Annotated in this window: 16 protein-coding genes, 1 pseudogene and 1 riboswitch; of the genes and pseudogenes, 5 read left to right on the top strand and 12 right to left on the bottom strand. The window is 49.7% G+C overall.

Translation table 11 applies throughout. The features are described from left to right. Positions 1-28: 28 nt before the first annotated feature. The 10 genes and pseudogenes from B5F34_RS17735 to gltB form a co-directional block, all read right to left on the bottom strand. Positions 29-535: pseudogene (locus tag B5F34_RS17735) on the bottom strand (thiamine phosphate synthase); the annotation flags it as partial. 6 nt (positions 536-541) lie between these two features. Beyond that, positions 542-1243: a HesA/MoeB/ThiF family protein gene (locus tag B5F34_RS07665; RefSeq protein WP_087336859.1), complete on the bottom strand. Its 702-nt coding sequence runs from the start codon at positions 1241-1243 to the stop codon at positions 542-544. Between the two features lie 175 nt (positions 1244-1418). Then, positions 1419-2558, bottom strand: coding sequence for a 2-iminoacetate synthase ThiH (thiH, locus tag B5F34_RS07660; RefSeq protein ID WP_087336945.1), 1140 nt, complete (start codon positions 2556-2558; stop codon positions 1419-1421). A gap of 2 nt (positions 2559-2560) precedes the next feature. Beyond that, on the bottom strand, positions 2561-4258 hold the full coding sequence (gene thiC / locus B5F34_RS07655; RefSeq protein WP_087336856.1) for a phosphomethylpyrimidine synthase ThiC: 1698 nt from the start codon (positions 4256-4258) through the stop codon (positions 2561-2563). A 32-nt stretch (positions 4259-4290) separates the two neighbouring features. Continuing rightward, positions 4291-5067: a thiazole synthase gene (locus B5F34_RS07650; RefSeq protein ID WP_087336853.1), complete on the bottom strand. Its 777-nt coding sequence runs from the start codon at positions 5065-5067 to the stop codon at positions 4291-4293. 30 nt (positions 5068-5097) lie between these two features. Beyond that, on the bottom strand, positions 5098-5712 hold the full coding sequence (locus B5F34_RS07645) for a thiamine phosphate synthase (protein WP_087336942.1): 615 nt from the start codon (positions 5710-5712) through the stop codon (positions 5098-5100). Between the two features lie 4 nt (positions 5713-5716). Next, positions 5717-5914: a sulfur carrier protein ThiS gene (gene thiS, locus B5F34_RS07640; protein ID WP_087336850.1), complete on the bottom strand. Its 198-nt coding sequence runs from the start codon at positions 5912-5914 to the stop codon at positions 5717-5719. Between the two features lie 68 nt (positions 5915-5982). Beyond that, positions 5983-6075: riboswitch (TPP riboswitch) on the bottom strand. A 59-nt stretch (positions 6076-6134) separates the two neighbouring features. Further along, entirely contained in the window at positions 6135-7814 is a 1680-nt protein-coding gene (asnB, locus tag B5F34_RS07635) for an asparagine synthase B (protein ID WP_087336847.1), read from the bottom strand. Positions 7815-7835: 21 nt separating this feature from the next. Continuing rightward, the gene (locus tag B5F34_RS07630) at positions 7836-9182 is read right to left on the bottom strand and encodes a glutamate synthase subunit beta (protein ID WP_087336939.1); all 1347 of its coding nucleotides are present in this window, start codon (positions 9180-9182) and stop codon (positions 7836-7838) included. Positions 9183-9545: 363 nt separating this feature from the next. Next, positions 9546-14090, bottom strand: coding sequence for a glutamate synthase large subunit (gene gltB / locus B5F34_RS07625; RefSeq protein WP_087336843.1), 4545 nt, complete (start codon positions 14088-14090; stop codon positions 9546-9548). Between the two features lie 441 nt (positions 14091-14531). Here gltB and B5F34_RS07620 point away from each other — a divergent pair, with 441 nt between their 5' ends. The 5 genes from B5F34_RS07620 to B5F34_RS07600 all read left to right on the top strand — a co-directional run bounded on the left by B5F34_RS07620 (position 14532) and on the right by B5F34_RS07600 (position 23650). Continuing rightward, positions 14532-16415: an amidophosphoribosyltransferase gene (locus B5F34_RS07620; RefSeq protein ID WP_087336839.1), complete on the top strand. Its 1884-nt coding sequence runs from the start codon at positions 14532-14534 to the stop codon at positions 16413-16415. Between the two features lie 4 nt (positions 16416-16419). Next, positions 16420-16629 (top strand): hypothetical protein, encoded by a 210-nt coding sequence (locus B5F34_RS07615; protein ID WP_087336837.1) that lies wholly within the window; start codon positions 16420-16422, stop codon positions 16627-16629. Beyond that, the gene (gene carA, locus B5F34_RS07610; protein WP_087336834.1) at positions 16626-17699 is read left to right on the top strand and encodes a glutamine-hydrolyzing carbamoyl-phosphate synthase small subunit; all 1074 of its coding nucleotides are present in this window, start codon (positions 16626-16628) and stop codon (positions 17697-17699) included. The genes B5F34_RS07615 and carA overlap by 4 nt, the downstream gene beginning before the upstream one ends. A gap of 170 nt (positions 17700-17869) precedes the next feature. Then, complete coding sequence (gene carB / locus B5F34_RS07605; protein WP_087336831.1) at positions 17870-21100, top strand: carbamoyl-phosphate synthase (glutamine-hydrolyzing) large subunit; 3231 nt, start codon at positions 17870-17872, stop codon at positions 21098-21100. A gap of 237 nt (positions 21101-21337) precedes the next feature. Beyond that, positions 21338-23650 (top strand): BamA/TamA family outer membrane protein, encoded by a 2313-nt coding sequence (locus B5F34_RS07600; protein ID WP_087336828.1) that lies wholly within the window; start codon positions 21338-21340, stop codon positions 23648-23650. A 132-nt stretch (positions 23651-23782) separates the two neighbouring features. On the opposite strand, the gene B5F34_RS07595 is transcribed toward B5F34_RS07600, so the two are convergent. Both B5F34_RS07595 and B5F34_RS07590 read right to left on the bottom strand, forming a co-directional pair. Beyond that, positions 23783-24337, bottom strand: coding sequence for a DUF3332 domain-containing protein (locus B5F34_RS07595; protein WP_087336825.1), 555 nt, complete (start codon positions 24335-24337; stop codon positions 23783-23785). A gap of 49 nt (positions 24338-24386) precedes the next feature. After that, a complete protein-coding gene (locus B5F34_RS07590; RefSeq protein ID WP_087336823.1) occupies positions 24387-24815 on the bottom strand; it encodes a DUF1893 domain-containing protein in 429 nt (142 codons plus the stop codon). Positions 24816-24901: the final 86 nt, after the last annotated feature.

Here is a 24901-nt window from a genome sequence, read left to right as displayed (position 1 = left end):
ACTGTTTCCAGACATCGCCCAAGACAGCAACTCCGCCGAATCCTAAGCTTCGGATTTCTTCTATGTGTGTGTGGTCGATTCCTCCCAGAGCGATGACCCGGTCGTCTATCAGCTGGCAATCTCTGGCCTGGCGCAGGTCCTCATGGCTGAAAGCAGAGTCATAGCCGGGTTTAGATATGCTGTTATATATCGGGCTGAGGAATACATAGTCGCATTCTTGTTTGTAGCGTTCCACCTCTTCCAGGGTGTGGCATGAGCGGCTTGTCTGCCCGTGATACCCGACCGGTTTCTGTGGATGCCGACTGTTCAGGTGGATGCCTTGTAGCTGAAAGACACCGGCGAGGTGGAAATGGTCGTGCAGGACAATGCGGGAGTGGTAGGAGAGGGGGATGTTGTGAATCCACTCTTCTACTTCTTGCTCTTTGGCCTGAGGCTTGCGCAGATGCAGCGTCTGCAGTCCATTGCGGAAGAGGGTAGTAACCGCTTCGGCTTCGCCGGAGAAAATGTCTGGACGGGTAATGACGATGAGCTTCATAGGACATTAAAATTCGAGGATGTGTGACTGGAGTGTGCGGAGGTCAATGGTCCAGAGTCGCCCGCTGAGCACTTGACCAAAACCTGCTATGATTTTCAGTACTTCCGAAGCCTGCGCGCAAGCTGTGATGCCTGCCGTTACACCGATTATTGCTTTATCGGGAAGTAGACGCAGCATCTCTTCTTCGTCCGGATAGAGATGTCGATAATGGCGGGGATGGGGACCGTAGTTGAATACGGACACTTGTCCCTGAAAGCCCCGGACTGCACCATAGACGTAGGGTTTGGCTTGCATAGCACATGCATCTGCCAGCAGATAGCGGGTCTGGAAATTGTCACAGCCATCTACCACCACATCATAGTTTGCAACAAGTTCTTCGACATTGCGTTTAGTCAGCCGATAGGGGTGCATTTGTATCGCTACGCGGCTGTTCAGTTCGCGGAGGCGCCGGGTAGCGAAAAGAACCTTAGGCTGATCCAGGTCGGCTTCGGCATAGAGTATCTGTCGTTGCAAGTTGTTCAGGCTCACGATGTCGTCGTCCACCATTCCTAATGTTCCGATACCTGCCGCAACCAGGTAGAGAGCAGCAGGGCATCCCAGTCCCCCTACGCCTACTAACAGCACACGTGCCTGTGAAATACGTTTCTGTCCTTCGGCTCCTATTTCAGGCAAGGCTATCTGGCGGTCATACCGCTGTTTATCTTCCATATTTTGTATTCTGTATCATTATTACTTAATTTTTGAGGGTGTGTCATAATGACAAACGGCTATCATTTGATACACCCTCATTGTTATCCCTCTTATGGATATGTGTGTCATCCATACACCCAGGAGAGCGTCTGCCACATACCTTTCATTTTGGCCTCACCGTAAGCAAACGTTACTATACGGCGGGGGCATATTTTTTCAAGTCGAACGAAGCGTCCCAATCTTTCCATACAGGTTCACGTCCCATACGTCGGAGTGCGGCGTCCACTTCACGGGCTGTACGCTCATCGCTCACATGGAATTGTTCGAGTGTTTGCGGATAACTGTAATATCCTCCCGGTTCCGTTTTACTTTCGGCGCTCATGGTGGTAACACCCAGAGTGGCCATGTGGTCACGTATGGAAGCAGGTTCCCGGGTAGAGTAGGAGATGTCCACATCGTGATCAAAAATACGCATGGCGAAGGTAGCCTGAGCCAGTTCCCGGTCGGTCATTACCACGTTGGGCTGGAACCCTCCGTTTTCCGATGGGCGCATGCGGGGAAAATTCACGCTGTATTTCGTTCTCCAATAATGATGTTGCAGGTAGCGCAAATGATAGGCCATCATGGTGATGTCTGTGCGCCACTCCTTCTCCAGGCCGATGAGTACACCCATTCCGATGCTGTGTACGCCTGCCTGTCCCATGCGGTCAAAGCCGTTGAGTCTCCACTCAAATTTCGACTTCATGCCCTTTGGGTGATAAATGTTGTAGTGCGCACGGTTATACGTTTCCTGGAAGCAGATAACTCCATTCATGCCATGGTGCGTCAATTCTTCGTATTCCTCGGCCTTCAGGGGCATGACTTCTATTTTCAGGTTTGAGAAGTAAGGCTTGGCCAAGTCAAGGGCTCGGGCTATATAGGGTACGCCTGCCTTGGCAGGATTCTCTCCTGTAACGAGAAGCAGGTTTTCAAAAGGAGCCAAGCGTTTGATGGCCTTATATTCATTCACAATCTCCTCCTCCGTCAGGATGGTACGCTTCATAGGGTTAGAGATGTGGAAGCCACAATACACACACGAGTTGGTGCATGAATTGGTGAGGTAGAGGGGCACGAACATCGAAATAGTCTTGCCGAAGCGCTCTTCCGTATATTTCCGGCTGAGTCGGGCCATTGTCTCTAAATAAGGCTCGGCGGCCGGTGAGATAAGTGCCATGAAATCCTCCACGTCACAATGCTCTTTGGTTAGGGCTCGACGCACGTCAGCATCAGTTTTTCCTTGGATGCGGGCGGTGGTGTCGTCCCAGCTGATTTTATTTAATTCTTCGCTAAACATATTCATTCTTTTGACGTATTTTTGTTGATGCTTCTGCTAAGCTTCATAGCGCAGAAGTTGGGTCCGCACATGGTACAATACTCACCGTCCACGTGCTTACCTGCGTGGAAATAGCTCATAGCCCTTTCTGAGTCGAGCGACAAGTCGAACTGGTCTTTCCAACGGAATTCATAGCGGGCCTTGCTCAAGGCATTGTCACGCACCTGGGCTCCGGGATGTCCTTTGGCCAGGTCGGCTGCATGAGCAGCTATCTTATAGGTCACCACGCCTGTCCTCACATCTTCCTTGTCGGGCAGGGCTAAATGTTCTTTCGGGGTGACATAACACAGCATAGCTGTTCCCAGCCATCCTATCTGTGCCGCTCCGATAGCCGAGGTGATGTGGTCGTAGCCGGGGGCAATGTCCGTTACAATGGGGCCTAAGGTATAGAACGGTGCCTGGTGGCATTTCTCCATCTGTCGTTCCATGTTTTCCCTGATTTTGTGCATGGGCACATGACCGGGCCCTTCAATAAAGGCTTGCACGTCTTTGTCCCAGGCACGTGTCACAAGTTCGCCCATGGTGTCGAGTTCTGCGAATTGTGCCTCGTCATTGGCGTCTTGTATGCAACCGGGGCGCAGCCCGTCACCCAGCGAGATGGCTGTGTCATATTGTGCAAGGATGTCGCAAATATCGTCAAAGTGCTCATAGAGGAAAGATTCCCGGTCGTGTATCAGGCACCATTTGCTCATGATACTTCCCCCCCGGCTTACGATGCCACACAAGCGTTTATCTGCCAAGTGCACATTGTGTCGGCGTATGCCCGCATGTATGGTAAAGTAGTCCACTCCTTGTTCGCATTGCTCAATGAGCGTATCACGATACAGTTCCCACGTGAGGTCTTCTACTCGGCCATTCACCTTCTCCAATGCCTGATAGATAGGTACAGTCCCTACCGGTACCGGACAGTTACGGATAATCCACTCCCGCGTTTCGTGTATGTTCGCCCCAGTAGATAAATCCATGAGGGTGTCTCCTCCCCATTTGCAGCTCCACAGAGCCTTCTCCACTTCCTCCTCAATGCTTGATGTCGTGGCTGAATTGCCTATGTTCGTATTAATCTTTACTAAAAAAGCACGTCCGATAATCATGGGCTCTGCCTCGGGATGATTAATATTAGCTGGCAGCAAGGCACGTCCGGCTGCTATTTCCTGGCGGACGAACTCGGGGGTGATGTAGGTTTCAATGCCTAATTCGGCACAATTCATGTTCTCACGGATAGCCACATACTCCATTTCCGGGGTAATGATGCCCTGCTTGGCGTAGTGCATCTGTGTGCAGCGGCATCCTTCTTTAGCCCGCAAGGGCAATGTGATATGCTCAAACCGGAGGTGATCCAGCGAATGGTCATCACGACGCATACGGCCGTATTCCGAACTGATTTCAGGCAAGCGTTCTACATCATTGCGTTTCAAAATCCAAGACTCGCGTAAACGGGGAAGCCCTTTTTTCAGGTCGACCGATACATTGGGATCGCTGTAAGGACCACTCGTGTCATAGATATACACCTGAGGATTGGGGGTTATTATCTTTTCGCCTTTAGCATCGAAGGTGGTGCTGGGCACTTGCTCTACCCGGCGCATAGCCACGCGCAGATCAGAGTACAGCTGTCCAGGCAGATAAACCTTCTCGGAACGGGAGTATTTGATACGTTGGTTCATTGTCGTCTTGATAGATAGTTATTAATAGGGGATTATTCATTAAGAAAAGCTGTCAATGGCGAACTTGCCTCTGCCACCATTGATTCGGCCTGTACGCCCAATCCGGCTTCATAAGCACGGCGTCCGGCTTCTACGGCTTCCTTAAATGCCATAGCCATCTGCACCGGGTCTCCTGCTACGGCGATGGCAGTATTGACCAGGCACGCCGATGCTCCCATTTCCATTGCTTCGGCAGCGTGGCTTGGGGCTCCGATACCGGCATCTACCACTACGGGGATGTTAGCCTGTTCGATGATGATACGCAGGAAATCGCGCGTCTGCAAGCCTTTATTGGTACCGATAGGGGCTCCCAAAGGCATGACGGTAGCAGCGCCGGCTTCTTCCAGATGCTTGCACAAAGTCGGGTCTGCCTGGCAATAAGGGAGGACTACAAATCCGAGTTTTACAAGTTCTTCGGTAGCCTTTAATGTTTCAATCGAGTCGGGCAACAGATAGCGGGGATCGGGATGAATCTCCAGTTTCAACCAGTTGGTACCGAAAGCTTCGCGGGCCATTTGAGCGGCAAATACGGCTTCTTCTGCTGTACGTACTCCGCTGGTGTTGGGTAAAAGCTGAATACCCGGATGATGGATGTGACACAACATGTCATCCTCTTTGTTTTCCAATTCAATGCGTTTCATGGCTACAGTTACCATTTGGGTGCCTGAAGCAAGAATGGCTTGTTCCATGATTTCGTTAGAACTGAATTTGCCTGTTCCCAAGAAAAGGCGTGAGTCGAACTCGTGTCCGGCAATGATAAGTTTCTTCATATCTTTTTTGATAACGTTTGGTTGTTGAGTTCACAGGTTCAGAATGTCTTGCATTTCTTTCACCGGGTTGTCGGCATGGAGTACGGCACCCGAAAGTGCGATGCCGTGTACCCCCGTTCTTAAGATGTCGGGAATGTCCTGACGAGTGATGCCCCCGATGGCTACTACAGGCAAGTGAATGTCAGCTTCCTTCATTTGTTGCATCAGACTGGCATAGCCTTGCAAACCCAGCACTGGACTAAGATTCTGTTTAGTGGTAGTGAAACGGAATGGACCGCAACCAATATAATCTGCCCCGCCTTGATAATGCCGGACAATATCTTCGAATGTATTGGCTGTCCCGCCAATCAGGAAACCTTCGCCCAACACTTGGCGCGCTTCGGCTACAGGCATGTCATTTTTGCCCAAATGCACTCCGTCGGCTTCCAGTTTCTGAGCCAATTCTACGTAATCGTCAATAATGAAAATGGCATCATGCTCTTTACAAAGGGCTTTTACTTGTCTGCCTACGGCTTCCACCTCACTGAGGGGACAATTTTTCATGCGCAGCTGTATCCACCGGCAGCCGCCTTCCAAGGCTATCCGTGCACTATCCAAATAAGAATAGCGCTCTGTATAGTGGGTTATAAATTGTATCGGTATCATGATATTATCCTCCACAAGCTGCATGAATGATAACGATAGATGCTCCTTCGCACAAGAGCGTGTCTCCCCACGCTGTGCGAGGGATTAGGTGGTTATTGATGGCTACGGCCACTCCCTGCACGGGCAAAGACAGTTCTTCGGTCAGTTGGAGTAACGTGGTTGCCTGCGTCTCCTGCTCTTTGTCGTTGATTATAATCTTCATCTTTCCTCTTGCTGTATTAAGGTTATGACATAGAAAAAGACAAAGGAATGCTCCGAACGGGCAAATAGAGAAGTGTATATATCCAATTCCTACGGCAGTGCTAACTGCATCAGGTTCGAGGGTATAATCTCAGCCCGCTTGGGGCACCCCTTTGATTTTACGGGGGCAAAGATAGAAGATTTTGGCGAAAAAACGTTCTATCAGGACGTTTTTTTATCTGTCAGTGCTGATAGGCTTGTTCATGTACGCCGGCTACAGCTCGCCCGCTCGGTTCGTTCATGTCTTTAAAGGAGCTGTCCCAAGCTAAAGCTTCGGCTGTAGAACAGGCCACGCTGGGTACACTGGGCACACTGCGGGCTGCACTGGCACTGGGAAAATGCTCTTCGAATATGCAACGGTAATAATACTCTTCTTTATTTCGGGGCGGGTTGATGGGAAAACGTTCGGCAGCACGGGCCATTTGTTCGTCGGAAATGGCAGCCGAAGTGATGGCTTTCAGTGTATCAATCCAGCTATATCCTACGCCGTCAGAGAACTGCTCTTTCTGTCGCCAAACAATGCTTTCGGGCAGCATGTCGGCAAAGGCTTCGCGTACTACCCGTTTTTCAATGTTCTTGCCCGGACACATTTTGACTGCCGGGTCAATCCGCATGGCAACATCGAGGAATTCTTTGTCAAGAAAGGGCACTCTGCCTTCTACTCCCCAAGCAGCCAGACTCTTGTTGGCACGAAGACAATCATACAGATAAAGTTTAGAGAGTTTGCGTACTGTCTCTTCGTGGAATGCATGTGGAGTGGGAGCTTTATGGAAATAAAGGTAACCTCCGAATACCTCATCGGCTCCTTCTCCGCTCAGTACCATCTTGATGCCCATCGATTTAATGACCCTTGCCAGCAGATACATGGGGGTAGATGCGCGGACGGTAGTGACATCGTATGTTTCGATGTAATATATAACATCGCGCAGGGCATCAAGTCCTTCTTGAATCGTGTAGTGTATTTCATGGTGTACCGTTCCGATATAGTCGGCCACGTCACGGGCTTTTAGCAAGTCGGGTGCCCCTTCCAGTCCGATGGCGAAGGAATGTAATTGAGGCCACCAGGCTTCGCTCTTGCTGTCTGTTTCGATACGTTTGGCGGCATACTTCTTGGCGATGGCCGAGATGACCGAAGAGTCGAGTCCACCAGAAAGAAGTACGCCATACGGTACGTCAGACATCAGTTGCCTTCTGACTGCATCTTCCAACGATTGACGTATTTGCCGGGCGGGAGCAATGGCATCAGAGTTGTGTGGCAGACTGCTGCAGGACATCCAGTCGCGGGTGTACCAACGCTTCATTTTCCCCTCCTTGCTCCACAAATAGTGACCGGGAAGAAAAGGCTCGTATTCATCGCAGAACCCTTCGAGCGCTTTAAGTTCGCTTGCCACATAAATGCGTCCTTCAAGGTCGTGTCCGATATAGAGCGGAATGACGCCTATCGGGTCGCGGGCTATAAGATATTCGTCTTTCTCTTCGTCATAGAGGGCAAAGGCAAAAATGCCATTCAGGTCTTCCAGAAAATGAATGCCTTTTTCCCTATAAAGTGCCAGAATGACTTCGCAGTCAGAACCTGTACGGAAAGGGTAAGTATCCTGATAGCGGGCACGTATGTCCCGATGATTGTATATTTCGCCATTGACAGCCAATATTTGCCGGGCATCGGGCGAGTAGAGGGGCTGGCCACCCGACTGGGGGTCGACAATGCTCAGCCGTTCGTGGGCCAGAATGGCGGAAGGACCGACATGGATACCACTCCAGTCGGGTCCCCGGTGACGTATTTTCCGAGCCATGCAGAGTGCTTTCTCACGCAACTCCGCGCTTTGTTTCTTAATGTTGAAGATACAAGCTATTCCACACATAATAGTATTATATTGTTGAGGTTAGAGATTTGACAAATACGTTTCTATATCTTGTGCCACTTTCCGTCCATCGGCCAGGGCGCGTACCACCAAACTGGCTCCATTACGTACATCGCCAGCAGGAAAGACCAGTGGTGGCAATTCAGGAAGAACCGGACGTAGGAAACCCATTGCCAATAGCACCATGTCAGTTTCTATTATTTCCTTTTTCCCGGTGAGTTTCATGGTCGGACGCCCATTTTCTGTTTCGGCAGGAAGCCATTGCACTTCTTCTACTTCTACTCCACAGACGCGACCGTTTTTCCCTATAAAACGTTGAGATGCCAACGACCAGCGTCGAAGGCAGCCTTCTTCGTGGGATGAGGTGGTTTTCAGTACAACGGGCCATTGGGGCCAGGGCGTGGCAGGATTCTGTCCGATGGGAGGCTGGGGCATGATTTCAATCTGAGTGACACTGGCAGCGCCTTGACGGATGGCCGTTCCTATGCAGTCACTGCCCGTGTCACCTCCGCCTATGACCAATACATGCCGTCCGTGGGCATTGACCAGCTGTTCCTTTGGAAAGGTTTCGCCGTCCAACAAACGGTTCTGCTGACTCAGCAACTCAAGGGCAAAGTAAATGCCCCGAAGCTCACGTCCAGGAATCTGAAGGTCGCGGGCTTGAGGTGTGCCCGTGCAAAGAGCATAAGCATCAAAACCTTCGGGCAAGTGTGCCTGATCGACATTTACGTTCATTTCAAAGCGAATGCCGTCATCTTTCAGATATTGGATACGACGGTCGATTACCTCTTTGGGCAACTTGAAATTAGGGATGCCATATCGCAATAATCCACCAGGAAGGGGGGCACGGTCGTAGACGGTGACATCATATCCGCGGGCATTGAGTCTGACGGCAGCGCTCAGTCCTGCCGGACCGCTTCCTACGACTGCTACCCGCAGTCCTTTTCTTTCTCCACGTATGGGACGGACGTATCCTTCACGAAAGGCAGCTTCGGCGATGGCGGCTTCGTTCTCACGGATTGTGACAGGAGCATCACACGAAAGTTTCAGCACACACGATTTTTCACACAAAGCAGGGCAGATGCGACCGGTAAACTCCGGAAAGTCGTTTGTTGCTGTCAATACCCGATAGGCTTCTTCCCATTTGCCTTTGGAAAGGGCGTCCTGAAATTCCGGCTGCTTGTTGCCCAAAGGACAGGCCCAATGGCAGAAGGGGACACCGCAGTCCATGCAACGCGAAGCCTGTAGCTTGCGGTCGCGGCTGTTGAGCGTCTGCTCCACCTGGCTGAAGTCGGTAATGCGTTCATTTATAGGTCTGTATCCCGCTTCCTGTCGGGGGATGGTAAGAAATGCGTTCAATTTTTCCATCATATTGTTTTTCTTTATAAAAAACTTGTTTAAATCCTGCCTTTGCTATCATTACGGTGGTAGTCGGTTGGCTCACAATGTATTAATAGAATATCCCAACCTCACTGCATTTCTCCCGGTATGGCGAAAGGCGATTATTTTAACGGGTTCTGGTTCATGAAGTAATTCATCTTTTTCGGTCAACGAATCGGGTTGTTAATATCCCGCTGACAATCAGCGTTCTATTTTACCTATATAACGAGCATCCTGCTTATCGCTTGAAAGCTGGATGCTTATCGCTTAGCAATTTCCTGCGAAAGGCTTATCAGAACAGCTCCCCTATATAGGATATCCTACCGTTGTGCAGAAGAAGTTTATATCACTTCAATAATCACGTTGCATGTCGGCAATTTTCTGTTGCAGCTTTTTCATTTGCTCTTCCTGCAAGACCTTTTTGTATTCAATGGGCACTACTTGAATGAACTGTTCCACATATCGTCCCCAGTCGTCCAGCATGGTGCGTGCCAGTTTGGAGCCCGTATATAAGTAGTGTTGTCGAATCAGCTCGTGTAGCTCTTTGCGGTAGGAAGCTTCTTCAATCAGCGACAGTTCGACCATCTCCATGTTGCAGAAGTAGTCAAAATCGCCCTTTTTGTTCCATACATAAGCTACACCCCCAGACATGCCCGCAGCAAAATTGCGACCCGTAGTACCCAATACTACGACACGTCCTCCGGTCATGTATTCGCAGCAGTGATCGCCTACACCTTCAACTACAGCTGTTGCGCCAGAGTTGCGGACAGCAAAGCGTTCGCCGACGCGTCCGTTAATATACACCTCACCCGATGTGGCTCCGTAAAGCAATGTATTGCCGGCGATGACATTCTTTTCTGCTTCAAAGTTCGACCGGATGGGAGGCATTACGATGATGCGCCCCCCACTGAGTCCCTTGCCCAAGTAATCATTGGCTTCTCCTTCTAATTTGAAATTGATGCCGGAGGCAAGGAATGCTCCGAAACTTTGGCCTGCCGAACCTTTAAACCGGACATTGAGCGTATGTTCCGGTAGACCTTGTGCGCCATGTCTTTTGACAACAGCTCCAGAGAGCATAGCACCGGTGGCACGGTCCGTATTGGCAATCGTATATTCCAATGACAATTCCCCTTGCCCGCCGTCCACAATGTTTTGGGCTGCATTCAGAATATCTACATCTTTCACACGGCTGATGCCATGTTCTTGGTCGATAATGTGTCGAATAGCCGTTTCCTTGTCTATCCGCTTCAGCAGGCGGTCAAAATGCAGAAGGTTTTCTTTGCCGCCGACATGTACCTCCGGGCGTCGTATAATCAAATCCGACCGGCCAATGATGTCGTCTATTCTTTCTACCCCGATTTGTGCCAGATACTCGCGGACTTCCTGAGCCAGGAAGGTGAAATAATTGACCAAATACTCACCCTTCCCATGAAAACGTCGGCGCAATTCCGGATCTTGGGTCGCAACACCCACCGGACACGTGTTTTGGTTGCATTTCCGCATCATGACACACCCCAGTACAATAAGTGCCGCTGTAGCAAAACCGTATTCTTCAGCCCCCAACATGGCCATCAGCACCACATCCCGTCCGGTCTTCAGTTGTCCGTCCACTTGTAGGATAACCTGGCCACGCAGACCATTGAGCACCAGGGTCTGTTGGGTTTCACTTAATCCTAACTCAGGAGATACACCTGCATATCGGATGCTTGAAGCGGGCGATGCTCCCGTTCCTCCGTCTGCTCCCGATATGACAATCAAGTCTGCTTTGGCTTTTGCCACACCGGCAGCAATGGTTCCCACGCCACTCTCAGCCACCAGTTTTACACTTATTCTGGCCCTCGGGTTCACGTTTTTCAAATCAAAGATAAGCTGCGCCAAGTCTTCAATCGAATAAATGTCGTGGTGAGGCGGAGGTGAAATCAGTGAGATTCCGGGGATAGAATGCCTTGTACGGGCTATCACCTTGTCCACTTTGAAGCCAGGCAACTGCCCGCCTTCTCCCGGCTTGGCGCCTTGGGCTATTTTTATCTGAATTTCATCGGCATTGACCAGATATTCGGTGGTTACCCCAAATCTTCCCGAAGCCACCTGCTTGGTGGCACTATTCAGTTCGGTACCAAAGCGCATCGAGTCTTCACCTCCTTCGCCTGTATTGCTTCGACCATGCAAACGGTTCATGGCCCAGGCTATTGCTTCATGTGCTTCCTGGCTGATTGCTCCGAAAGACATGGCACCTGTAACAAAACGATGCAGAATATTCTCAACAGGCTCTACACGGTTTATATCAATAGGATTCTTCTTAAACCCGAAGAAATCACGCACGAAGATAGGAGTTGTCTTTTCATCGACCAGTTTAGTAAACTCCTTGAATTTCTTGTAGCTTCCTAAGCGGGTGGCTAACTGTAGCGTGCTGATAGTTTCCGGATTCCATGCATGAGGTTCACCGCCTTTACGCCACGCATACATTCCCTTGTTTGGCAACAAAGGAGCGGAAGTTTCTCCATTGCGGATGATTTCCATTCCCTCGTTGTGGAACGCTATGGCATCTTTAGCCACCTCTTCCAACCGAATGCCTCCTATAGGTGAAGGAAGTCCTCCCAAGTAAGCATGGCTTAGCTCTTCACTCAGGCCGACGGCTTCAAATATTTCTGCCCCCCGGTAAGACCGAATCGTGCTAATGCCCATTTTGCTCATTATCTTCAGCAAACCTTTGCAGATGGCTTTGATATATTTCTTTTCAGCTGTCGCATAATCAAGCTGAAGTTCTTTGTTGCGTACCAAATTGTCAATTACGGCAAAAGCCATGTAGGGATTGAGGGCACTTGCGCCAAAACCTAAAAGCAGGGCGGCATGCATCACTTCGCGAATCTCGCCGCTTTCGACCACAAGGGCTGTCTGTACGCGTTTTCCGACAGAAATAAGATGATGATGTACTGCGCTTACAGCCAGTAGCGAAGGAACAGCCGTGTGTGCGGCATCTACATCACGGTCTGTCAATATAATGTAATTGGCTCCGTCCGTGACCGATTCTTCGGCCTGCTTACATAAGCGGGTCAAAGCTTCCTGTAATCCAACTTTTCCTTGGGATGTTTCAAAAAGCATTGGTATTTTGACAGCCTTAAAGCCCTTGTATCGGATGTTGCACAACAAATCCAGCTGCGTATTGGTTAGAATAGGATGATTCAGTCTGACCATCTTGCAATGGCTTTCGCTGGGGGTCAGAATGTTCATGCCTACTGCTCCTATGTACTCTGTTAGAGACATAACCAACTCTTCGCGAATCGGATCAATAGGAGGATTGGTTACTTGAGCAAATTGTTGCCTGAAATAGTTGTAAAACAACTGAGGTTTGCTGCTCAACACAGCCAGAGGGGTATCATTGCCCATGGCACTCACGGGTTCGGAGCCGTTTTGTGCCATAGGAAGAATGATTCGTTCCACATCTTCTTTGGAATAACCGAAGAAACGCAATTTGGCATCATAGTGTTCCACGGTGTTGGGCACTTTTCTTCCACTTTTCAGTTCATCCAGTTCTATCCGGTTGGTAGCTAACCAAGTGCGGTAAGGTCTGGCTTCTGCCAGTTGACATTTCAATTCGTCATTTGTATAAATTCTGCCTTCCTGAGTGTCTATAAGTAAAATCTTACCGGGTTGCAGACGTCCCTTTTCCTTGATGTCTCCCGGTTCGAAATCCATTACCCCCACTTCGCTTGCCACTACCATCATATCGTTGCGTGTAATGAGGTAGCGTGCAGGTCTTAAGCCATTTCTGTCCAACATGCCACCGGCATAACGCCCGTCGCTGAACAGTAAAGCAGCAGGACCGTCCCACGGCTCCATCAGGATGGAATGGTATTCGTAGAATGCCTTCAAATCTTCGCTGATAGGGTTCTTTTCGTTGAACGACTCAGGCACCAGCATGGCCATGGCATGGGGCAGGCTTAGTCCGGACATGACAAGAAACTCCAATACGTTGTCCAGCGAGGCGCTATCGCTCATGTGCGGTTGTATGATAGGACGTATATCTTTGATATTTCCCAATGTAGCAGTGGAAAGTACGCTTTCGCGGGCCTCCATCCAACTCCGGTTGCCTCTTATCGTATTTATTTCGCCGTTATGGGCAAGCAGGCGGAAAGGTTGGGCCAATCCCCATGTAGGAAAGGTGTTGGTACTGAAGCGTGAATGTACCAATGCCAGGCCACTGGTGAAATATCTGTTGGTCAGGTCTGGAAAATAGTTCCGCAACTGCATGGAGGAAAGCATCCCTTTATATACGATGTTTTTGGTAGACAGGGATACAATATAAAAATCCTTGCGGCCGGGAATATCCGATTCACGTACCCGGTTCTCAATTTTTTTCCTAATCGTGTAGAGTTTGCGGTCGGCCACATCATTTTCTGCAAATCCTGTGACGAATATCTGCTTGATGTCCGGTTCCGAAGCCAGCGCGGCCTCTCCCAATATTTCCGGGCGGGTGGGCACATTGCGCAGATGCATCAGTGTCAGTCCCTCTTTTTCAATTTCTTCGATAATGATACTAAGTATGGCAGACTGTTCTTTCTCGTCTTTAGGGAGGAACAACAGTCCTGTGCCGTATTTCCCCTTTTCAGGTACCGGTATGCCCTGCAATAAGATAAACTCATGAGGTATTTGTATCATGATACCTGCACCGTCTCCAGTCTTATTATCGGCTCCTTCGGCTCCGCGATGGCGCATGTTTTCCAATACCTTTAAGGCCGAATCTATCAATTCATGCGATTTGTTTCCATGAATGTTTACCAGCATACCGACTCCGCAGGCATCGTGCTCATTGCTTGCACGATACAATCCCTCAGATTCAGGTATCCAAGCCTGTTCTGTTTCTTTTGTTTGGTCGCTAAAAGGTTCTCTTTTCATTGTATTTATATCTTTCTGATTGTGTAATCGCGTTATTTATTAGCAATTTGTTCTGCAAAAGTAGTAAAACACTTTTAAATTGATATATTCTATTTGGGCGATTTGACCCTGCTGGAGTGTAGTATGATAATCAAGGCTGATAGAGGGTGAATTGCTTACAGATTGAAAGAATAATAGGGTGTAATGCTTTTGATTTGAATTTTCGCCTATTTGAAACATAAATAACAGATTCTTTAACATTTTGTTATGTGAAAGAGTTTTTTCTGCTTATTTGACTAACAAAAGGTGCAATGATGAACATTATGTTTTCAATAATCACTATCTTTGCACCACAAATCCTCCAGCTTTTGTCTTTGATGGGAGGTGAGAGTGCCGACAAAGAAATAGTGGGTGCTCTTTGGTAAAAGGCAAGCTCATACACAATATTATTATATATAGAGAATGGAACAACTGAAGCATGAATGTGGCGTGGCCATGATACGCCTGCTGAAACCCTTGGAGTACTACGAACAGAAGTACGGGACATGGATGTACGGGCTGAACAAGCTCTATCTGCTGATGGAGAAGCAACATAACCGGGGGCAGGAGGGAGCCGGTCTGGCTTGCGTCAAGCTGGAAGCTAACCCCGGAGAGGAATACATGTTTCGCGAAAGGGCTTTAGGCTCGGGGGCCATTACGGAGATATTCAATACCGTGCATAACCAATTCAAGGATCTGACGCCTGAGCAATGGCATGATGCAGACTATGCCAAGAAGTGCCTGCCCTTTGCCGGCGAAGTCTATATGGGACATCTGCGTTATTCGACTACAGGCAAGTCTGGCCTCTCGTATGTGCATCCTTTCTTAAGAAGGAATAATTGGCGGGCGAAGAACCTGGCTCTATGCGGCAACTTCAACCTGACCAATGTGGATGAGATATTTGCCCGCATCACTGCCATGGGGCAGCACCCCCGCAAATATGCCGATACCTATATCATGTTGGAGCAGGTGGGACATCGGTTGGATCGGGAAGTGGAACGGCTCTTCAACATTGCTGAAGCTGAGGGATTGGCTGGGATGGACATCACTCACTATATAGAAGACCATATAGATTTGACTAATGTGTTGCGCACGTCGAGCAAGGAGTGGGATGGAGGATACGTTATCTGCGGACTGACGGGCAGCGGCGAGTCGTTTGCCATTCGTGACCCGTGGGGTATCCGTACCGCTTTCTGGTATCAGGACGATGAGGTGGCTGTGCTGGCCAGCGAGCGCCCTGTGATACAGACGGTGTTCAATGTACCTATCGAATCTATCAAGGAAATGCAGCCCGGACAGGCAGTCATCTTCACTAAAGGCGGCAAGATGCGTTCGGTACAGGTGAACAAACAACGTGCCCTGAAGCCCTGCTCCTTTGAGCGCATTTATTTCAGCCGGGGCAGTGATGCAGACATCTACCGGGAACGGAAACTTCTCGGCAAGGAGTTGGTGCCCAGTATCCTCCGGGCTATCGACAATGACATTGACCATACGGTTTTCTCTTTCATCCCCAATACGGCCGAAGTGGCTTACTGTGGCATGATGGAAGGACTGAACGAGTACCTGAATGAAGAGAAAGTTTACCAGATAGATGCCTTGGAACATACTCCTACGCACGAGCAACTGGTCAGAATCCTGTCCCGTCGCATACGCAGCGAGAAGGTAGCCATCAAAGACATCAAACTGCGCACCTTCATTGCCGAGGGCAATACGCGCAACGACCTGGCGGCACACGTGTATGACATTACCTACGGTAGCCTGGTGCCGGGCGAAGACAACTTGGTTATCATAGACGATAGCATCGTGCGTGGTACAACCCTCAGGCAGAGCATCATCGGCATCCTCGACCGCTTGGGACCGAAGAAGATTATCATTGTCTCCTCCTCGCCTCAGGTGCGCTACCCCGATTACTACGGCATCGACATGTCCCGTATGAGTGAGTTCATAGCCTTCAAGGCTGCCATTGAATTGCTGAAAGATAGGGAAATGCGCAATATCATCGCTTCTGCCTACCGCAAGTCGAAAGAGCAGGCAGACCTGCCCAAGGAACAGATGGTGAACTATGTGAAAGACATCTATGCCCCTTTCAGCGACGAGGAAATCTCCGCTAAGATTGCTGAGTTGCTTACGCCCAAGGGAACCAAGGCTAAGGTAGAGATTGTCTACCAACCTCTTCAGGGACTGCACCAAGCTTGTCCCAACCATCCGGGCGACTGGTACTTCAGCGGCGACTATCCTACGCCGGGCGGGGTGAAGATGCTGAACAAAGCGTTCATCGACTACATCGAGCAGGTCTATCAATTCTAAATAAATGAAGAACGAAGGACGAAAGAAGAAACCCGACATCGCGGGCGAGTGGCTGGCCATGGGCATAGCACTCGGTGTGGCGTTCGGCATCATCTTCGAGAATATCGGTTTGTGGCTACCCATTGGCGTGTGCATCGGACTGGTGGGGCCTGCGATGAAAAGAATTAAGAAGAATAACAAAGACAACAATCCTAACGAATCAGATAAAGAATGAGAAACGTAACCCTTATCCTCGACGACGGGACCCGCTTCCACGGGCAGTCGTTCGGCTATGAGAAGCCCGTGGCGGGCGAGGTGGTCTTCAACACGGCGATGACGGGATACCCCGAAAGCCTGACCGACCCAAGCTATGCCGGGCAGCTGATGACATTGACATATCCCTTGGTGGGCAACTATGGTGTGCCGCCCTTCACCTTCGCTGAGAATGGGCTGCCTCACTTCATGGAAAGCGAGAAGATTCATGCCGAGGCCATCATCGTAAGCGACTACAGCGAGAACTACAGCCATTGGAACGCTGTAGAGAGTCTGGGCGACTGGCTCAAGCGCGAGCACATACCCGGTGTCACCGGCATCGACACGCGAGCACTGACCAAGGCCCTGCGAGAGCATGGCGTGATGATGGGCAAGATTGTCTTCGATGATGAACCGGACAACATACCCACCGCGCAATACTCTGGCGTGAACTATGTAGACAAAGTGTCCTGCAAGAGTGTCATCCGTTACAACGAAGGGGCAGGGAAGAAGGTGGTTCTTGTCGACTGCGGCGTCAAGGCGAACATTCTCCGCTGTCTTATCAAGAGGGGCGTAGAGGTCATCCGTGTGCCTTGGGACTACGACTTCAACGGCTTGGAGTTCGATGGCCTCTTCATTTCCAACGGTCCCGGAGACCCGGACACATGCGATGCCGCCGTGCAGAACATCCGGCGGGCTATGGCCAATGAGAAGCTCCCCATCTTCGGCATCTGCATGGGTAACCAACTCCTTAGCAAGGCCGGAGGGGCGAAAATCTATAAATTGAAATACGGACACCGAAGCCACAACCAACCTGTACGCATGGTAGGAACGGAGCGCTGCTTCATCACCAGCCAGAACCACGGCTATGCGGTGGACAACAACACGCTGGGCGCCGACTGGGAACCTCTCTTCGTGAACATGAACGACGGCTCGAACGAGGGCATCCGCCACCGCACGAATCCCTGGTTCTCCGCGCAGTTCCACCCCGAAGCAGCCTCAGGGCCGACAGACACGGAGTTCTTGTTCGACGAGTTCGTGAAGCTGCTTTAGTAAGCATTTGTTACCATGCAGGCTGTTTTACCTAACACATTGGGAATGAGCATTCCCGTAGGGAACCAGAACCAAGTCGGGGATAATCATACCAAAGGTCTGACCTTAGCCTGCAGAGGGTATATCTGTAAATATTTTTATATTCTAACCAACTCCTAACAGAAAAAGATATGAAACCAACAGACATAAAGAAAGTGCTGCTCTTGGGCAGCGGCGCACTGAAGATAGGTGAGGCAGGCGAGTTTGACTACTCCGGCTCTCAGGCTCTCAAGGCCCTGAAGGAGGAGGGCATCGAGACCGTCCTCATCAACCCCAACATCGCCACCGTGCAGACGTCAGAGGGCGTGGCCGACCAAATCTACTTCCTCCCTGTCACGCCTTACTTCGTGGAGAAGGTCATCCAGAAGGAGCGCCCGGAAGGCATTATGCTGGCCTTCGGCGGACAGACGGCACTGAACTGCGGCGTGTCACTCTACAAAAGCGGTGTACTGGAGAAGTACGGCGTCCGTGTGTTGGGCACGCCGGTGCAGGCCATCATCGACACGGAAGACCGCGAGCTGTTCGTGGAGCGTCTGAACGAGATTGACGTGAAGACCATCAAGAGCGAGGCGGTAGAAAACGCCGAAGACGCCCGCCGTGCCGCTGCAGCATTGGGCTATCCCGTCATTGTCCGTGCCGCCTATGCCCTCGGAGGCTTGGGCAGCGGCTTCTGCGACAACGAGGAGCAACTGAACGTGCTGGTTGAAAAAGCCTTCTCCTTCTCGCCCCAGGTGCTTGTGGAGAAGAGTCTTCGCGGTTGGAAAGAGGTGGAATACGAAGTGGTGCGCGACCGCTACGACAACTGCATCACCGTCTGCAACATGGAGAACTTCGACCCGCTGGGCATCCACACCGGTGAGTCCATCGTCATCGCACCCAGCCAGACACTCTCCAACACCGACTACCACAAGCTCCGCGAACTGGCCATACGCATCATCCGTCATATCGGAATCGTGGGCGAGTGCAACGTGCAGTATGCCTACGACCCGCAGTCGGAAGACTACCGCGTCATCGAAGTCAACGCGAGATTGTCCCGTTCGTCTGCCTTGGCCTCAAAAGCGACAGGCTATCCCCTGGCTTTCGTGGCCGCGAAGTTAGGATTGGGATATGGCCTCTTCGAACTGAAGAACTCCGTTACCAAGACTACGAGCGCTTTCTTTGAGCCTGCGTTGGACTACGTGGTCTGCAAGATACCCCGTTGGGACTTGGGTAAGTTCCACGGCGTGGACAAAGAACTGGGCTCCTCCATGAAGTCCGTGGGTGAAGTCATGGCCATCGGCCGCACCTTTGAGGAAGCCATCCAGAAGGGCCTCCGCATGATAGGACAGGGCATGCACGGCTTCGTGGAGAACAAAGAACTGGTCATCCCCGACATTGATAAAGCATTGCGCGAGCCGACAGACAAGCGCATCTTTGTCATCTCCAAGGCATTCCGCGCCGGTTACACCGTCGACCAGGTGCACGAGCTGACCAAGATTGACCGTTGGTTCCTCGAGAAGCTGATGAACATCATGCAGACCTCGAAAGAGCTTCACGCCTGGGGGGCCAACCACAAGCAACTGACCGACCTGCCCGATACCTTATTATATAAAGCAAAACGCCAGGGCTTCTCCGACTTCCAGGTGGCACGAGCCATCGGCATGGAAGGCGAGATGGAAGACGCCATCGTCACCATGCGGCAGCATCGCAAGCAACGCGGCATCGTGCCTGTGGTGAAGCAGATAGACACCTTGGCTGCCGAGTATCCTGCCCAGACCAACTACCTGTACTTGACATACAGTGGCACGGAGAACGACGTACATTACCTGGGCGACCACAAATCTATTGTCGTGCTCGGTTCGGGTGCCTACCGCATCGGTTCCAGTGTGGAGTTCGACTGGTGCGGCGTGCAGGCATTGAACACCATCCGCAAGCAAGGTTACCGCAGCGTGATGATTAACTATAACCCTGAGACGGTATCGACTGACTACGACATGTGCGACCGCCTCTACTTCGACGAACTGACCTTCGAGCGTGTCATAGATATTCTCGACCTGGAGAACCCGCATGGAGTCATTGTTTCTACCGGAGGGCAGATACCCAATAACTTAGCTATGCGATTGGACGAGCAACATGTACCCATCCTCGGCACCTCGGCCAAGAGCATTGACAACGCTGAAGACCGCGACAAATTCTCTGCCATGCTGGACCGCATCGGCGTGGACCAGCCCGAATGGAGCGCACTGACCAGCATGGAAGACATTAATGCCTTTGTGCAGAAAGTAGGTTTCCCTGTCTTGGTGCGTCCTTCGTATGTACTGAGCGGTGCCGCCATGAACGTCTGCTCCAACCAGGAGGAATTGGAACGCTTCCTGCAACTGGCGGCTAACGTCAGCCAGAAACATCCCGTAGTAGTGAGCCAGTTCATCGAACACGCCAAAGAGGTGGAGATGGATGCCGTGGCCCGCGACGGTGAAATCATTGCCTATGCCATCAGCGAACATATCGAGTTTGCCGGAGTACACTCAGGAGACGCCACCATTCAGTTCCCGCCTCAGAAGCTTTACGTAGAGACCGTGCGCCGCATCAAACGCATCAGCCGCGAGATTGCCAGAGAATTGAAAATATCCGGTCCCTTCAACATACAATTTCTGGCAAGAGACAATGACATCAAGGTCATTGAGTGCAACCTGCGCGCCTCGCGCTCTTTCCCCTTCGTGAGCAAGGTGTTGAAGATCAATCTTATCGAACTGGCCACCAAAATCATGTTGGGCATTCCGGTGGAGAAGCCGGACAAGAATCTGTTCGACCTCGACTACGTAGGTATCAAGGCCAGCCAGTTCAGCTTCAACCGCTTGCAGAAAGCCGACCCCGTGTTGGGTGTAGACATGGCTTCTACCGGTGAGGTAGGCTGTCTGGGTGACGACACCAACTGCGCCATCCTCAAAGCTATGCTGTCCGTAGGCCAACGCATACCGGAAAAGAACATCCTTCTCTCCACCGGCGGTCCCAAGCAAAAGGTTGAAATGCTCCAGGCTGCCCGCATGCTCCAGAAGAAAGGTTATAAGCTCTTTGCCACGGGTGGTTCATCCAAGTTCCTCACCGAGAATGGCGTGGAGAACACACGCGTCTACTGGCCCAGCGAAGAAGGTCAGCCCCAGGCACTCGACATGTTGCACCGCAAGGAGATAGATATGGTGGTAAATATTCCGAAGAACCTGACAGCAGGTGAATTGACCAACGGCTATAAGATACGCCGCGCGGCTATCGACTTGAACATTCCGCTTATCACCAATGCCCGTTTGGCCAGCGCTTTCATCAACGCCTTCTGCACCATGTCGGTAGACGACCTGCAGATTAAATCGTGGGCGGAATACAAATAAGAAGCGGACAAACTGATTTCTTTGATAATAGGCTGGCAGATGTCAGCCTATTATTTTTACATCATGCCAATTGCTTGGCAGCTTCATACCAAACACCGGACCCTTCTTCGTCGGACTTTTACAGTCTTATGTCAGGAAAGATGTTTCGTGCTTCTTATTTCTTTCATTTTCGTTTTACAAACCCGAAAAGAAGAGTTATATTTGCAAAATATAGAACATAAAATTGGGAGAGGAGGCATGGTAAGTACTATCCGGGGCACATTGTATGTCTTTATTTTGCTATTATTGGCAGCTTGTTCATCTACAAAATATGTTCCAGAAGGAGCCTATTTACTGGATGAAGTACGCATACGTACGGACAATGAAAATATAACCTCGTCCGATTTGTCCATGTACGTCCGTCAGAAACCCAACTCCAAATGGTTCAGCTTGATAAAGACCCAACTGTATGTCTACAACTGGTCCGGCCGTGACACTACCCGCTGGATAAACCGGATATTGCGCCGCTTAGGCGATGCGCCGGTCATCTACAGTGAGCAGGAAACCGCCCGGACGACGGAAGAAATCACGAAGGCTGTCCGAAACATGGGATATATGGGAGCCACGGTAGAACCTCTGCGTGAGGTAAACAAAAAAAAATTGAAGTTGACCTATCGGGTGCGTACAGGAAAGCCCTACAAGGTACGCACCTTGAGTTATGATATTCCCGACGCGAAAATCAACAGTTATATGCAGAAAGATTCTGCCAACACTCTGCTGTACGAAGGCATGTTTTTTGATGTCAACGTCTTGGATGCCGAACGCCAGCGCATTACTGCCAATCTGCTCAGAAACGGTTATTACAAATTCAACAAAGACTATCTGTTCTACACGGCTGATACGGTACGCAATACCTTTCTGGTAGATTTGACTTTACACTTGAATCAATACCGGCGTCAGCCGACGGATTCTTTAGGACCTCACCCGCAATATCACATCCGGCATATATCTTTTATCACCGATTATAACATGCTTGAGGCATCTGCCGAGAATAGCATTCAGGTGAATGATTCGTTGCACTACCAGGGATACCCCATCTATTTTAAAGACAGACTTTACCTGCGTCCGCAAGTGTTGGTCAACAACTTGCATTTTGAACCAGGCGATTTGTATAATGACAGGTCTGTACAGAGAACTTATACCAATTTCGGTCGGCTTCAGGCTTTGAAATATACGAATATACGTTTTCTGGAAACTCAACAAAACGATTCAACAAGCCTTAATGCCTATGTGATGCTCACAAAAAACAAGCCACAATCCATATCGTTTGAAGTTGAGGGCACTAACTCCGCTGGCGATTTGGGAGCGGGAGCTTCAGTATCCTACAATCACCGCAACTTGTTCCGGGGCTCCGAAGCTTTTATGCTGAAATTGCGCGGAGCGTATGAGGCTGTTTCGGGGCTGCAAGGTACGGGATACAATCAGAACTACATTGAGTTAGGAGCGGAAACCTCCATTAATTTTCCGCGTTTCCTGTTTCCTTTCCTCTCCAGCAATTTCACCCGGCGTGTATCGGCCACAACAGAATTCGGTTTGCAATATAACTATCAAATGCGCCCGGAATTTACACGCATTGTTGCTTCCGCCGGTTGGAGCTATAATTGGGGACTGACTCGGATGAGAGCCCAGCACCGGTTGGACCTGTTGGACATCAACTATCTGTATATGCCATGGATAGACCCTTCGTTCAAGAACCTTTACCTGGAACAGGAAGAGAACTATATTTTGAAATACAACTACGAAGACCGTTTGATTGTGCGGACAGGATACAGTTATACATACAATAGTGCCGGTCGGGCTTTGATGAACAATGCCACTTTAGGCAATTCTTATACTATTCGTCTGAATTTTGAATCGGCAGGTAATGTGCTTTATGCTTTAGCCAAAGCAACGGGCATGAGAAAAAACTCCAACGGAGAATATGCCCTGTTGGGCATTCCATTTGCCCAATATGTGAAAGCCGATGTGGACTTTGCAAAAAATATAGTGATTGACAGCCGAAACTCTTTGGCATTCCACCTTGGAGCAGGCATTGCCGTGCCTTATGGAAATGCTTCGGTAGTGCCTTTCGAGAAACGCTATTTCTCGGGTGGAGCAAACAGCGTGCGGGGATGGTCTGTGCGCGATTTGGGACCGGGTTCTTTTCCGGGTGACAACAATTTCTTAAACCAGTCGGGTGATATTAAATTGGATGCCAGCATCGAATATCGTACACGCCTTTTCTGGAAATTCCGCGGAGCAGCTTTCATTGATGCCGGAAACATCTGGACATTGCGCGATTATGAAGAACAGCCTGGCGGTAAATTTGAATTCAATAAGTTTTATAAACAGATAGCCGTAGCGTACGGATTGGGGGTACGTCTTGATTTAGACTTCTTTGTCTTACGCTTTGATGGGGGCATGAAAGCTATTAATCCTGTTTACGAGAGCGGTCCTCTGCGCTATCCGATTATTCATCCAAATTTTAAAAGAGACTTTGCCTTTCATTTTGCCGTAGGCTATCCATTCTGATGATATATAAGAAGTCTGATTCTTATATATTAGAACAAAATTCCTAATATATGAGGAGTCGGCTCCCCACATATTAGGAACAGATGGGTAAAAAAAGTCGGGCAGGAACTCTGCGGCACTTTTCGAATTTCGTTATCGCTGCGTCAGATACATGTCTGTCATTGCGGCCTGACGTGCCATTGAAACTCCCTGCGCATCCAATGTGACAGTCAGTTTTTCATTATCGGGCAATGTCATCTGAGCTGTCCCATCATTATTCAATTTTACAAGCTCTGCACTTGTTCCGTCAGCTACTACATTCCATGTGTTCTGTTCTGCGTTATATATCAGCTGCATAGATTCATTTTCTCCTTCCTTGGTGATAGAGTAGCCATTCTCTAAGGTTTCTACCAGGTAATTTCCGTTTTCACCCTTTACGGTTCTAACATCACCGATACTTGCCATCGGATTGCTGCCACTCCAAAATTCGATGGAGTTGATAACCAGTGCATCAGCCAAATAGCACACTCCATATACAGGAACGATATTGAAAGCTACAAATACAAGTTCATTTACAAATTTGTTGCTGATGCTTTGGTTCCAGCTGATTAATTTAGAATGAAGACCAAAAGAGCCAATGCACGAACTGAAAAGAAAGGCGCTGCATATCATACTGGCTGCAGCCATTTTGAAATTACACTTTTTCATTGAAATAGTTTTATTGTTAATAAAATCTGAAATCCGATAGATAGCTATTTTAATATGCTGTGTCGAATGTATGCCGGACAAAATCCTGTATGATGGGATAAGCTGCCTCCGGGGTACCTATTCCCTCACAAGCCTTTTCCAAAGGACATTTTCCATCTCCTCTACGGTTGATGATAAAAGGAGCCAGTACTCCCCAAGTTACAGGAATATTTGCACGGCGGAAGAATGTAGCGGCTGACTCGCTGACTGTGTCGGCATATACATGACCGACTTCTCCTAAAACCATCAAGGCGGCTGCTCCTTTTCCTATCACCTTATCAGCCACGGTTGCCCCTTTCAGAAAAGAGCGCTCAGTCTGGAAGAGTTCGTATAAATCTATGATACCTTTGCGTTGAAAGGTTCGGACTTCTCCCTCCTTTTCGATGACGCAAGAATAATTGCCTCTGTGCAATAATTCAATCAAACTTTCACCTGTCATAATTCTAAGATACCCTTTACTTTATTGATGAAGTGTAACAAAATTGAATCACCATAGATTGATGCCGTTTCTTTATCTCTTCTATT

It is taken from the genome of Mediterranea sp. An20, from assembly GCF_002160055.1.
Classification (GTDB): Bacteria; Bacteroidota; Bacteroidia; order Bacteroidales; family Bacteroidaceae; genus Bacteroides; species Bacteroides avicola.
Note: the sequence above shows the minus strand (reverse complement) of the source record. Positions and strands in the feature narration are given on the sequence as shown.